The organism is Kitasatospora sp. NPDC048286 (assembly GCF_043201735.1).
Lineage (GTDB): Bacteria > Actinomycetota > Actinomycetes > Streptomycetales > Streptomycetaceae > Kitasatospora.
The window spans coordinates 297248-310063 of record NZ_JBICZE010000002.1 but is presented as its reverse complement, the minus strand read 5'-3'; the positions used below and the strand labels follow the sequence as shown (position 1 = coordinate 310063).

The window sequence follows — 12816 nt, the reverse complement described above, 5'->3', positions numbered from 1 at the left end:
ATCCTCAGGGTCGGAGCGGCTTGGGCTTGATCATCGCGAAGGGGGCGCCCTGCGGGTCGGCGACCACGGTCATCCGGCCGGCCATCATGTCGAAGGGCGGGACGAAGACAGAGCCGCCGCTCCTGACCAGGGCGTCCACGGTGGAGTCGACGTCGTCGACCGAGAAGTACGTCAGCCAGTGCGACGGGATGCCGGGCGGGTCGTTGGAGAGCAGAGTGGCGCCGCCCACCGGGCGGCCGCCGACGCGCAGCTCCCAGTACGAGTCCACACCCTCCAGCGGCTCGATCTCGATGCCGAACGCCTCGCCGTAGAAGGCGGTGGCGGCCGGGATGTCACTGGTGTGCAGCTCGTTCCAGATCAGCGCACCGGCCTGGTTGACGACCTTGGCGCCGGAGAACTCACCCGGCTGCCACGCGCCGAACACCGCGCCCTGCGGGTCGGCAGCGATCAGCATCCGGCCCAGGGTGCCGACGTCCATCGCCGGCGCGAGCAGGGTGCCGCCCGCGGAGACGATCGCGTCCTGGGTGGCCTGGGCGTCGGTGGTGGCCAGGTAGCTGGTCCAGACGGTCGGCGGCTCCGGGGCCCCGTCGGGGGACACCGCCGCGCCGATGCCGGCCACGGCCTTGCCGTCGAGCTCGCAGACGGCGTAGCCGCCGAACTCCTTCTTGCCGACCTGGCCCTGCCAGCCGAAGAGGTCGCGGTAGAAGTCCAGCGCGGCCTGCTGGTCCTTGGCCATCAGATCGACCCAGCACGGGGTGCCGGTCGCGTACGGGGAGGTGACCTCGGGCATGATCGCCCTTTCTGGTGAGGAGTCTCTCCCGGCCACCATCTCCTCGCGCCCGGCGGTTCGCCACTCGGGCCACCCGCCCCGCCGGGCCCGGGCGGACCGGCGCGGCGGGGCCGCTTGCCCGCCGACAGCGGCAGCGGCGGCGGGGAGGGTGCGGCCCCGCGCGGGGGCTGGGCGAGGGGCCGCGGCTCGGGGGCGGGGGTTTACACGTCGATCTTCTCGAAGGTGAAGGCGGTGGAGCCTTCGAGGACGGGGATGACCTCGATCCGGCTCTGCCTGCCGGGTTCGAGGACGGTCCACGACGAACCGTGCGGGGACTTGATCCGGTAGGTGTCCGGGGCGCCGGCCACCGGGATCAGCTCCCACTCGGTGGCGTCGCCCTGGTCGAGGAGGAGGGAGACCAGCGGGCCGGCGGGCTTGAGGTCCTCCACGGCGGTCGGGGCGCCCTTGGCGTAGAGCCGGTAGTGGTTGTTGGGGAAGGCCTCGACGACCCAGACCGCGTCCTCGTCGTCGGTGTTGGCGAAGACGGCTTTGGGGGCGAGGTCCAGGGCCTCGTGGCGGGCTCGGCCGATCCTGGCGTCGCCGTTCTGGATGGTGTAGAGGCCGGACTCCAGCTGGGCCATGGCTGTCATTCCTTCGCGGTGTGGGCGAGGTGCAGGACAGTTGTACGTGTTCGGAGGAAGCCGGGGAGCGGGCCTCGGCGTGTCATCACCTGAACGAGCTACGCCCCCTTGCCCGCCGTCCGACCGCCGTCCGACCGCCGCCCGATCGCCCGCCCCGCCGCCCGTGCCCCGGGGGCTGCGGCACGATGGACCCCATGCACAGCGACCACTACGCGCCGACGACCACCCTGCCCGGGCTCCTGCAGCGCGGCCGCGGCCAGGGCGCGCTGATCGCCGCCGAGGACGGCCCGTCGGTCGCCGAGCTGGTGTACGGCTGCATCCGCTGGGACTGGCGGTGGGACCCGACGGCCGACGACCGGGACCGCTACCTCGCCCGCCTGATCCGGGACTTGGGGCTGCCGCTCGCGCCGGTGGTGGAGCTCCTGCCCGGCGACGAGGGCACCCGGCGCCGGGCCACCCGCGTCCTGGAACTGCTCGCGCTCGGCGGCTCGGCGCAGGCCCGGGCGGCACTGCCGGACCCCGCCCCGGCGCCGGACGGCCCGACCCCGCACCACCCCGCGAAGGAGGCCTGCCCGGACCGCGGCGACGCGTACCCACCGGCGGGCCCCGGCGACGAGCGCGACATACCGGCCCTGGTCGCCGAGCTGGAGCGGTGCTGGGTGGCGCGGGCCTGGTGCGGCCCCGCCGCCCTCGCCCGCGACCTAACCCGCTTCGGCCCGCGGGCCGCCGACGCCGTCTCCCTGCTGCGCCGCTTCTGGCTCTCGACCCCGCACTCGTCCGAGCGCCCCGCCTACCTGGAGGCGCTGGCGGCGATGGGGGCCGCGGGCATGCCCGAGGTGTACGTCGAGTCGCTGGACGACTGCGAACCGCGGGCCCGGCTCCTCGCCGTCCGCCACGCCCCCGACCGGCCCGCCGTGCGGGCCCGCCTCGGCCGCCTGCGGGACGATCCGCTGGAGGTGCCGGAGGTCCGCGAGGCCGCCGCGGCGCGCCTCTCGGGACTGGGTCGTCAGCTGTTCGAGGGGGCTAGAGTAGACGCGTGAACGTGTGAGTGGTGGTCCGGGCCCCGAGAGGCGCTCCGGGCCACATCCATTTCCAGGGCATCCCCTGTGACCTGCGCGTTCACCGGCCCACCAGACCAGCACCAGAGCCTCCGGAGGCCCCGCCTTGAGCGACCAGCCGTTCGCGCATCTGCACGTCCACACCGAGTACTCGATGCTGGACGGCGCCGCCCGGCTGAAGCAGATGTTCAAGGAGGTCGAGCGCCTCGGTCAGACCCACGTGGCGATGACCGACCACGGCAACATGTACGGCGCCGCCGAGTTCCACCGGCAGGCCACCGACGCCGGCATCACCCCCGTCATCGGCATCGAGGCGTACGTCGCCCCCGAGTCCCGCTCCAACACCAAGCGCATCCTGTGGGGCCAGCCGCACCAGAAGCGGGACGACGTCTCCGCGTCCGGCGCGTACACCCACAAGACGATCTGGGCCCGCAACAAGGAGGGCCTGCACAACCTCTTCAAGCTGACCTCGCGCTCCTACGCCGAGGGCTGGCTGGTGAAGTGGCCCCGGATGGACAAGGAGCTGATCTCCGAGCTCTCCGGCGGCCTGATGGCCACCACCGGCTGCCCCTCCGGCGAGGTGCAGACCCGGCTGCGCCTCGGCCAGTTCGACGAGGCCCTCAAGTCGGCCGCCGACTACCAGGACATCTTCGGCAAGGAGAACTACTTCCTGGAGCTGATGGACCACGGCCTCGACATCGAGAAGCGGGTCCGCGACGGGTTGCTGGAGATCAGCCGGAAGCTGGACATCCCCCCGGTCGTCACCAACGACTCGCACTACACCACCGAGGCCGACGCCGGCGCGCACGACCTGCTGCTCTGCGTCCAGACCGGCAAGAACCTCTCGGACCCGGACCGCTTCCGCTTCGACGGCACCGGCTACTACATCAAGTCCGCGGCCGAGATGTACGCCCTCGACTCCTCCGACGCCTGGCAGGAGGGCTGCCGCAACAGCCAGCTGCTCGTCGCCTCCCGGGTCGACACCGAGGGCATGTTCAAGTTCAAGAACCTGATGCCCCGCTTCCCCATCCCGGAGGGCTTCGAGTCCGAGGCGGACTTCTTCAAGTCCAAGGTCTGGGAGGGCATGGACTGGCGCTTCCCGAACGGGTACGACGAGGAGCACAAGAAGCTCGCCGAGTACGAGATGGACACCATCATCCAGATGGGGTTCCCGGCGTACTTCCTCGTGGTCGCCGACTTCATCATGTGGGCCAAGAGCCAGGGCATCGCGGTGGGCCCCGGCCGTGGTTCGGCGGCCGGCTCGCTGGTCGCGTACGCGATGGGCATCACCGACCTCGACCCGATCCCGCACGGCCTGATCTTCGAGCGCTTCCTCAACCCCGAGCGCATCTCCATGCCCGACGTCGACATCGACTTCGACGAGCGCCGGCGCGGTGACGTGATCCGCTACGTGACCGAGAAGTGGGGATCCGACAAGGTCGCCATGATCGTCACGTACGGCACCATCAAGGCGAAGGCCGCCATCAAGGACTCCTCGCGCGTCCTCGGCTACCCGTACGCGATGGGCGACCGGATCACCAAGGCGATGCCGCCGGACGTCATGGGCAAGGGCATCCCGCTGTCCGGCATCACCGACTCCTCGCACCCGCGTTACAGCGAGGCCGGGGAGATCCGCGGGCTGTACGAGACCGACCCGGACGTCCGGAAGGTCATCGACACCGCGCGCGGCATCGAGGGCCTGATCCGCCAGCCCGGCGTTCACGCCGCGGGCGTCATCATGTCCGCCGAGCCGCTGACCGACCACATCCCGGTCTGGACCCGGCACACCGACGGCGTCACCATCACGCAGTTCGACTACCCCACTTGTGAGGGCCTCGGCCTCCTCAAGATGGACTTCCTCGGCCTGCGCAACCTGACGATCATGGACGACGCAGTCAAGGCGATCGAGAAGAACAAGGGCGTCAAGATCAACCTGCTTGATCTGCCCCTGGACGACAAGCCGACCTACGAACTCCTCGCCCGCGGCGACACGCTCGGCGTCTTCCAGCTCGACGGCGGGCCGATGCGCTCGCTGCTGCGCCTGATGAAGCCCGACAACTTCGAGGACATCTCCGCCGTCCTGGCGCTGTACCGCCCGGGCCCGATGGGCGTCAACTCCCATACGAACTACGCGCTGCGCAAGAACGGGCAGCAGGAGATCACCCCGATCCACCCGGAGCTGGAGAAGCCCCTGGAGGAGGTACTCCGGCCGACGTACGGCCTGATCGTCTACCAGGAGCAGGTGCAGAAGGCCGCGCAGATCCTGGCCGGCTACTCCCTCGGCCAGGCCGACCTGCTGCGCCGGGCGATGGGCAAGAAGAAGAAGGAGATCCTGGAGGCGGAGTTCGTCCCCTTCCAGAAGGGCTGCCGCGAGCGCGGCTACTCCGACGCGGCCATCCAGGCCGTGTGGGACGTCCTCGTCCCCTTCTCCGGCTACGCGTTCAACAAAGCGCACACCGCCGGCTACGGGCTGGTCTCGTACTGGACCGCCTACCTCAAGGCCAACTACCCGGCCGAGTACATGTCCGGCCTGCTCACCTCCGTCAAGGACGACAAGGACAAGTCCGCGGTCTACCTCAACGAGTGCCGCAAGATGGGCATCCAGGTGCTGCCGCCGGACGTCAACGAGTCGGACTCGGACTTCACCCCGCACGGTGACACCCTGGTCCGCTTCGGCCTGACCGCCATCCGCAACGTCGGTGGGCCGGTGGTCGACTCGATGATCCGGACCCGGAAGGCGAAGGGGAAGTTCGCGTCCTTCCCCGACTTCCTGGACAAGGTGGAGTCGGTGGTCTGCAACAAGCGGACCGTCGAATCGCTGATCAAGGCCGGTGCGTTCGACTCGCTCGGGCACACCCGCAAGGGCCTGAGCGCGCAGTTCGAGCCGATGATCGACAACGTCGTCGGCGTGAAGCGCAAGGAGGCCGAGGGGCAGTTCGACCTCTTCGGCGGCGACGCCACCACGGACGAGCCGAGCTTCGGGCTGGACGTCGTCTTCTCCGAGGAGGAGTGGGAGAAGTCCTTCCTGCTCACCCAGGAGCGGGAGATGCTCGGCCTGTACGTCTCCTCGCACCCGCTGCACGGCATCGAGCACGTGCTCGCCGACAAGGCGGACTGCGCGGTGGCCGACCTCGCGGAGCGGCCGGACGGGACGATCATCACCATCGGCGGCATCATCTCGGGCCTCCAGCGGAAGATGACCAAGCAGGGCAACGCGTGGGCGATCGCGACGGTGGAGGACCTCGCGGGGTCCATCGACTGCATGTTCTTCCCGGCGAGCTACCAGCTGGTGTCCTCGCAACTGGTCGAGGACGCCGTGGTGTTCGTGCGCGGCAAGCTGGACAAGCGGGAGGACGTGCCGCGGCTGATGGGGATGGAGCTGTCCGTCCCCGACCTGTCGAACGCCCACGCCGAGGCGCCGATCACCATCAACATCCCGAGCGGGAAGGTCACCCCGCCGCTGGTGGCCCGGCTCGGCGAGGTGCTCGGGAGCCACCGCGGCACCACCGAGGTGCGGGTGCGGCTGGAGGGCCGCAACAAGACCACGGTGCTGCGGCTGGACCGGCACCGGGTGAAGTCGGACCCGGCGCTGTTCGGGGACCTGAAGCAGCTGCTCGGGCCGAGCTGTCTGGCGGGGTGAGACCGGGCGGCTGCCGGGAGCGGCTGCCGGTGCTTGAGTGCGGGTAGCGGCCTTCCGCTTCGCGCAGTTCCCCGCGCCCCTTCGGGCGCGGGGAACTTCTGTTGTGGGGAGGGGAAGGAGGCGCGGGGGCGGGAGGGAAGGGGAGGGGGCGCGGGGAGCTGCTGTTGGGGGAGTGGCGGTGGGCGGCGTCGGGAGGGTGTGGGGGTGTCAGGTGCCGCTGCCGAGGCCGGGTGGGACGGCCGTGTGCAGGGCCGAGACGAAGGCGGAGATGGCCGGGTGGGAGCCGGCGCCGGCGCGGAAGGCGGCGCGGGTGCGGCGGTACATCGGCAGGCGGGTGAGGACGACGCCGGGCGGGAGTCCGGCCGTGCCCAGGTGGGGCACCAGGGCGACGCCCTGGCCGGCCGCCACCAGGGCCAGCACGGTGGTGAAGTCGTCGATCTGGTGCCGGATCCGGGGTGCGAAGCCAGCCGCCTCGCAGGCGCGGACGGCCATGGTGTGGCAGAGCGTGTCGGGCGGGGACATGATCCACGGCGCGGCGCGCTGCTCGGCGACGGTGCCCGGGACGCGGGCGGCCAGGTACATGGGCTCGGTGAAGACCGGGCGGGTCACCGCGAGGCCCGGCTCGGGGTCGGTCGGGACGAGGTCGTACTCGTGCACCAGCGCCACGTCCAGCTCGCCCGCCCGCAGCGCCGCGCCGACGGCCGCCGGGTCCACCTCGGTGACCATCGGCTCCAGTCCCGGGTGCCAGCTCGCCAGTTCGGCGAGCACCCCCGGGATGATCGCCCGGGCCGCCGAGGGGTAGGTGCCGATCCGCAGCGGACCGGCCAACCCCCGCTTGGTGTGGGCGAGTTCGGCGCCGGCCTGCTCCAGCAGGGCGAGCACCGCCTCGGCGTGCCGGACCAGGTTGCGCCCGGCCGGGGTGAGGGTGACCCGCCGCCCGGTGCGCTCCAGCAGTGGGACGCCCGCCTCCTTCTCCAGGACGGACAGCTGCTGGGACACGGCCGAGGGGCTGAAGGAGAGTGCCTCGGCGACGGCCGCGATGGTGCCGAGGTGGGCGAGTTCGCGCAGCAGGCGCAGGCGTCGGACGTCCAGCATCGGTCCAGCCTAGTCGGGCACCGGCCCGAGCATCGGCTCAGCTTACGAGTAGCGTCGGAAATGTGAACTGGACCTGGGCGATCGGCGCGCCGCAGGATCGTGGGCATGGAACTCAAGGGCATCCACGTCCCCCTGATCACCCCCTTCGCCGCCGACGGCTCCGTCGCCCTCGACGCGCTGGAGAAGCTCTCGTACGAGCTCCTGGACGCCGGCGCGGCCGGGCTGGTCGCCCTCGGCACCACCGGCGAGCCGGCCGCGCTGACCGCCGGGGAGCGGGACGCGGTGGTGGACGTCGCCGCGGCCGCCTGCGCCGCGCGCGGGGCGCAGCTGACCGTCGGCGCCTCTGGCGGCGGCACCCGGGTCGTCGGCGAGGCGCTGGCCGCGCTCGGCGCGCGGGTGCCGCAGGCCGCGGCGCTGGTCACCACGCCGTCCTTCGTCCGGGCCGGCGAGGCCGGGACGGTCGCGCACTTCCGGGCGCTGGCCGCGAGCAGCCCGCTGCCGCTGGTCGTCTACCACATCCCGTACCGCACCGGGCAGCAGCTCTCCACCGCCGCGCTGCGCGAACTCGCCGCGATCGAGGGCGTGGTGGGCGTCAAGTACGCGACCGGCGGGCTGGACCAGACGGCCGCCGAACTGCTCGCCGACGCCCCCGCGGGGTTCGCGTTCCTCACCGGCGAGGACGCGTACCTCTCGCCGATGCTGGCGCTCGGCGCGGCCGGCGGCATCCTCGCCTCCGCCCACCTGGCGACCGGCCGGTTCGTCGAGCTGGTCGAGGCCTGGCAGGCCGGGGACGTGGCGCGGGCTCGGGCGCTCGGGCACCGGCTGACCGGCCTGGCGCTGTCCGCCTTCACCGCGCCGAACCCGACGGTGACCAAGGGCGTGCTGCACGCCCAGGGCCGCATCCCGACCCCCGACGTGCGGCTGCCCCTGCTGCCGGCCGGGGAGGCGGAGGTCCGCGCCGCACTGGCCCTCGCCAGTGGTCTGGACCACTAGAGTCCGTCCGGGCGGCCTCTCACACCGTGGAACGCCAGGCCGCCCCACCCGCGTGACAAGGCATGATGGACGGAGTGCGGCCGTGAACAGCACCATTCAGAGGAGTAGTCGGAGATGAAGATCGGCATTGTCGGCGCCACCGGCCAGGTCGGCGGCGTGGTCCGCGAGATCCTGGCGGAGCGCAACTTTCCGGTGGAGCAGCTGCGGCTGTTCGCCTCGGCCCGCTCGGCCGGGCGCACGCTGCCCTGGCAGGGCACCGAGGTCACCGTCGAGGACGCGGCCACGGCCGACTACACCGGCCTCGACATCGTGATCTTCTCGGCCGGCGGCTCGACCTCCAAGGCCCTGGCCCCCAAGGTCGCCGCGGCCGGTGCCGTCGTGATCGACAACTCCTCCGCCTGGCGCCGTGACCCCGAGGTCCCGCTGGTCGTCTCCGAGGTCAACCCGGAGGCCGTCGCGGACCGCCCCAAGGGCATCATCGCCAACCCGAACTGCACCACCATGGCCGCCATGCCCGTGCTGCGCCCGCTGCACGAGGAGGCCGGCCTGGCCGCGCTCGTCGTCTCCACCTACCAGGCCGTCTCCGGCAGCGGTGTGGCCGGCGTCGCCGAGCTGCAGGACCAGGCCGCCAAGGTCGTGGAGGGCGCCGCCGGGCTCGCCCACGACGGCGGTGCCGTCGAGTTCCCCGAGCCCAGGGTCTACGCGCGGCCGATCGCCTTCAACGTGGTGCCGCTGGCCGGCTCCCTCGTGGACGACGGCTCCAACGAGACCGACGAGGAGCAGAAGCTCCGCCACGAGAGCCGCAAGATCCTCGGCATCCCCGAGCTGAAGGTCTCCGGCACCTGCGTGCGCGTCCCGGTCTTCTCCGGCCACTCGCTGCAGATCAACGCCCGCTTCGAGCGCCCGATCAGCCCCGAGCGCGCCGTCGAGCTGCTCGATGGCGCCCCCGGCGTCGAGCTGTCCGACATCCCCACCCCGCTCCAGGCCGCCGGCCGGGACCCGAGCTACGTCGGCCGCGTCCGGGCGGACGAGACGGTGGACAACGGCCTGTCGCTGTTCGTCTCGAACGACAACCTGCGCAAGGGCGCCGCGCTGAACGCCGTCCAGCTGGCCGAGCTGGTCGCCGCCGAGCTCAGGGGCTGAGCGTCCCCGGCCGAGCCGCACCGGCCGGACCACCGGTGTCCACCGTCCGGAACACCGCCGCGTGACCCAGGGCGGGCCCCGTCGTTGTACGGGGCCCGCCCTCGCTTCTGTCCGCTCCCGGCCGGGGCGGCTGTTGCGGTACCGGGACAAGCGGCGAGGTTCGGCGGGCGAACCGCGGGTAAAAGCTGACCCAACGATCGGGCGGCGACGGGGGCCCCTCACCTCGGCACGTCCGGACGACGGGCCGACCGGCCCGTTCCCGAATCGATCCACCCGACTGATTCCGAGGGCGAGCGAAAAGAGGTGCGCGATGGACCGCTGTGTCGTCCTGGTGGACGCCGGATACCTGCTGGGCGCCGCCGCCAGCCTGCTCGCCGGGGATCCGTCCCGTTCCAGGGTCACCGTGAACCACACAGCCCTGATCACCGCACTGCGCGAGCGGGCCGAGGCCGAGACCGGGCTGCCGCTGCTGCGGATCTACTGGTTCGACGCCGCGCCCGACCGGCGCCCGATGCCCGAGCACCGGCGGCTGCGGGTGCTGCCCCGGGTCACCGTACGGCTGGGCGCGCTCACCCGGGCCGAGGGGCGCTGGGTGCAGAAGGGCGTGGACGCCGCGATGCACGCCGAACTCTCCGAACTCGCCCGCAACCGGGCCTGCGCCGACGTCGTGCTGATCACCGGCGACGGGGACCTGCTGCCCGGCATGATGACCGCCAAGGAACACGGGGTGGCCGTCCACCTGTGGGCCCTGCAGGCCGCCGACGGCGACTTCAACCAGTCTGAGGACCTGGTCGGCGAGGCGGACGAGCGGCGGGTGCTGGACCGGGAGTGGATCGAGGGGTCCTTCTCGCTGCGCGAGCACTCCAGCCTGTTCCCGGCCCCGGGCGCCCGGCAGGAGATCGCCAAGATCCTCGCCGCCCCGCCCGCCACGCTGCCCACCGTGGTGCCGCCGGTGGTCCGCCCGGCCGCCGCCGAGGCAGCCGCCGCCGCGGCCCCGGAGAGCGCCGCCGCCGCCGTCGACGGACGGCCGCAGCCGGCCGCGGCCGCGCTCAAGGTCGTACCGACACCGAAGGACCTGGCCGGGCGCGCCCCCTCCGTCACCCCGGTCACCCCGGTGGCCGGCGCCACCAACGGCCACGCCACCAACGGGCACGCCGCCGCCGCGCAGGGCGGGCCGGTGCTGCGCTGGTCCTCCGACCGGGGCTGGGTGGACCGGCCCGCCCCGGAGCCCGCCGTCACCGCCGGCGACAGCCTGCCCACCCTCGCCCAGCTCACCACCGCCGAGCAGCGCTGGGCCGACCGCGAGGAGGACATCACCTCCATCGGCGGCGACGCCCACGAGGTCGGGCAGGTCTTCGCCCGCCGCTGGAGCGAACGCCTCGGCGACAACGAGAGACTCACCGTGCTCTGGCCCGACTACCCGCGGATCCCGCACCGGGTGGACGGCGAGCTGCTGCGCTACGCGGCCCGCTTCGGATTGCTGGCGCACAAGGACGACCAGATCGACGAACACGACCGCTACGCCATCCGGGCCGGGTTCTGGAAGGAACTGGCGGCGCGGGTACCGGGCGGGTCGATGGTCGTCGAGGACTGAGCCGACCCGACCGGTCCGAGGGCCCCCTTGTCCGGTTCGCCCGTATGAGCGCGTAGAGTCGTCGGTCGTGAACGAGACGGCCGGGCGAGCACCCGAGGAACCCCAGCCGTGCGTGGCCGTACGCGACCTGGTCAGGACCTACCGCAGCGGACGCGGCGCGGCCGCCACCGAGATCCGGGCCAACGACGGCATCAGCCTCACCGTCCGCCAGGGCGAGATCTTCGGGCTGCTCGGGCCGAACGGAGCCGGGAAGTCGACGCTGGTGCGCCAGCTCACCGGGCTGCTGCGCCCCGACTCGGGATCCGTCGAACTCCTCGGTCACGACATCGTGCGCCACCCCGACCGGGCCGCCCGGCTGCTCGGCTACCTCGGGCAGGAATCCACCGCGCTGGACGAGCTGACGGTGGCGCTCGCCGCCGAGACCACCGGACGGCTGCGCGGACTCACCCGGGCGCAGGCCCGCGGCGCGGCCGCGGACGTGCTGGCCGAACTCGGGCTGGAGCCGATCGCCACCCGGCCGCTCGCCAAGCTGTCCGGCGGACAGCGGCGGCTCGCCTGCTTCGCCGCCACCCTGGTGGGGGAGCGGCCGCTGCTCGTCCTGGACGAGCCCACCACCGGCATGGACCCCGTCGCCCGGCGGGCCGTGTGGAGCGCCGTGGACCGGCGGCGCGCCGAGCACGGGACGACGGTGCTGCTGGTCACCCACAACGTGATCGAGGCGGAGACGGTGCTCGACCGGGTCGCCGTGGTCGACGACGGCCGGGTGATCGCCTGCGACACGCCCGGCGGGCTCAAGGCACTGGTGGACGGCGATGTCCGGCTGGACCTGGTCTGGCGGGACGAGGCGCCGGTCGGCGTGCCCGCCGTCGCCGCGCTGCGCGAACGGGCCGAGTGCACCGGGCGCCGCTGGACCGTCCGCACCACCCCCGAGCAGGCCCGCGAACTGGTCGCCGCCGTCACCACCGGCCCGGCCTTCGCCGCGCTCGACGACTTCACCCTCGCCACCCCGAGCCTTGAGGACGCCTACCTCAAGCTGGGCGGCCGCCACGGAGGACTGGCCAAGTGACACTGCTCTCGGTGCCGCCGGAGACCCGCCGGTCCACGGCCGCCCCCGCTCCGCTCGCCCCCGCGGCCGGGCTGCTGCCGGCGCTCGCGGCCGTGTACCGGGCGCAGCTCGCCCGGGCGCGGGTGGCGCGCATCCCGCTGCTGTTCGTGGCCACCTTCCAGTCCGTCGGCATCCTGGTGATGATGCGGGGCGTGGTGGACGCCGGGCAGTCCTCGGAGGCGCGGTCGGTGGTCGCCGGCGCGAGCGTGCTGGTGGTGGCCTTCGTCGCGCTGAACCTGCTCGCCCAGTATTTCGGGAAGCTGCGGGCCACCGGCGGGCTCGACCACTACGCGACGCTGCCGGTGCCGGCCGCCTCGGTGGTGCTGGGGACGGCCGCCGCGTACGCCTCCTTCACCCTGCCCGGGACGCTCGCCACGGCGGCGTTCGGGGCGGTGACGTTCGGGCTGCCGCTCGGGCAGCTGTGGGTGCTGCTGGCGGTCGTGCCGCTGGCCGGGGCCGCGCTGTCGGGGCTGGGGGCGGCCTGCGGGCTGCTGGCGCCGCGGCAGGAGATCGCGACGATGCTCGGGCAGCTCGGGATGTCGGCCGCCCTGCTGCTGGGCGTGCTGCCGGCGGAGCACCTGCCGCAGCCGGTGCAGTGGCTGCGGGACCTGCTGCCGTCCACGTACGGGGTGGACGCCTTCGCGCGGACCTTCGCGCCGGATCCGGACTGGGCGCTGGTGCTCGGGGACCTCGCGGTCTGCGCGGGGGTGGGCGTGGTGTCGCTGGCCGTCGCCACCTGGGCGTACCGGCGGGCGGTCTCGCGGTAGGGGCGTCCCGT

General features: G+C 72.9%; 10 protein-coding genes. 7 read left to right on the top strand and 3 right to left on the bottom strand.

Annotated features, from left to right (window positions below):
* Positions 1-4: 4 nt before the first annotated feature.
* Together ACGF13_RS05730 and ACGF13_RS05725 are read right to left on the bottom strand one after the other, a co-directional pair.
* Entirely contained in the window at positions 5-790 is a 786-nt protein-coding gene (locus ACGF13_RS05730; protein WP_392869289.1) for a VOC family protein, read from the bottom strand.
* Positions 791-990: 200 nt separating this feature from the next.
* On the bottom strand, positions 991-1410 hold the full coding sequence (locus ACGF13_RS05725) for an I66 family serine proteinase inhibitor (RefSeq protein ID WP_392869287.1): 420 nt from the start codon (positions 1408-1410) through the stop codon (positions 991-993).
* Positions 1411-1604: 194 nt separating this feature from the next.
* Between ACGF13_RS05725 and ACGF13_RS05720 the strand changes: the two genes are divergently transcribed.
* The gene (locus ACGF13_RS05720) at positions 1605-2450 is read left to right on the top strand and encodes a hypothetical protein (protein WP_392869285.1); all 846 of its coding nucleotides are present in this window, start codon (positions 1605-1607) and stop codon (positions 2448-2450) included.
* Positions 2451-2574: 124 nt separating this feature from the next.
* On the top strand, positions 2575-6108 hold the full coding sequence (gene dnaE / locus ACGF13_RS05715) for a DNA polymerase III subunit alpha (protein ID WP_392869283.1): 3534 nt from the start codon (positions 2575-2577) through the stop codon (positions 6106-6108).
* 207 nt (positions 6109-6315) lie between these two features.
* Here the strand turns inward: dnaE and ACGF13_RS05710 are convergent, their stop codons facing one another.
* Positions 6316-7203, bottom strand: a complete 888-nt coding sequence (locus tag ACGF13_RS05710; protein ID WP_392869282.1) for a LysR family transcriptional regulator — start codon at positions 7201-7203, stop codon at positions 6316-6318.
* Between the two features lie 105 nt (positions 7204-7308).
* Between ACGF13_RS05710 and ACGF13_RS05705 the strand changes: the two genes are divergently transcribed.
* From ACGF13_RS05705 to ACGF13_RS05685, 5 genes are all read left to right on the top strand, one after another.
* Positions 7309-8196, top strand: a complete 888-nt coding sequence (locus tag ACGF13_RS05705) for a dihydrodipicolinate synthase family protein (protein WP_392869280.1) — start codon at positions 7309-7311, stop codon at positions 8194-8196.
* Between the two features lie 114 nt (positions 8197-8310).
* Positions 8311-9339, top strand: coding sequence for an aspartate-semialdehyde dehydrogenase (locus ACGF13_RS05700; protein ID WP_392869278.1), 1029 nt, complete (start codon positions 8311-8313; stop codon positions 9337-9339).
* A 310-nt stretch (positions 9340-9649) separates the two neighbouring features.
* The gene (locus ACGF13_RS05695; RefSeq protein ID WP_392869276.1) at positions 9650-10933 is read left to right on the top strand and encodes an NYN domain-containing protein; all 1284 of its coding nucleotides are present in this window, start codon (positions 9650-9652) and stop codon (positions 10931-10933) included.
* A 67-nt stretch (positions 10934-11000) separates the two neighbouring features.
* Positions 11001-11999, top strand: a complete 999-nt coding sequence (locus ACGF13_RS05690; protein WP_392869275.1) for an ABC transporter ATP-binding protein — start codon at positions 11001-11003, stop codon at positions 11997-11999.
* Entirely contained in the window at positions 11996-12805 is an 810-nt protein-coding gene (locus ACGF13_RS05685; protein WP_392869273.1) for an ABC transporter permease, read from the top strand. The genes ACGF13_RS05690 and ACGF13_RS05685 overlap by 4 nt, the downstream gene beginning before the upstream one ends.
* The last annotated feature ends 11 nt before the right edge of the window (positions 12806-12816 follow it).

What these genes read in the sequence shown, in the direction of transcription:
- ACGF13_RS05720 (WP_392869285.1), top strand. Translation starts at nt 1,605, where the DNA reads ATGCACAGCGACCACTACGCGCCGACGACCACCCTGCCCGGGCTCCTG.
- ACGF13_RS05705 (WP_392869280.1), top strand. Translation starts at nt 7,309, where the DNA reads ATGGAACTCAAGGGCATCCACGTCCCCCTGATCACCCCCTTCGCCGCC.
- ACGF13_RS05700 (WP_392869278.1), top strand. Translation starts at nt 8,311, where the DNA reads ATGAAGATCGGCATTGTCGGCGCCACCGGCCAGGTCGGCGGCGTGGTC.
- ACGF13_RS05710 (WP_392869282.1), bottom strand. Translation starts at nt 7,203, where the DNA reads ATGCTGGACGTCCGACGCCTGCGCCTGCTGCGCGAACTCGCCCACCTC.
- ACGF13_RS05725 (WP_392869287.1), bottom strand. Translation starts at nt 1,410, where the DNA reads ATGGCCCAGCTGGAGTCCGGCCTCTACACCATCCAGAACGGCGACGCC.
- ACGF13_RS05730 (WP_392869289.1), bottom strand. Translation starts at nt 790, where the DNA reads ATGCCCGAGGTCACCTCCCCGTACGCGACCGGCACCCCGTGCTGGGTC.
- ACGF13_RS05695 (WP_392869276.1), top strand. Translation starts at nt 9,650, where the DNA reads ATGGACCGCTGTGTCGTCCTGGTGGACGCCGGATACCTGCTGGGCGCC.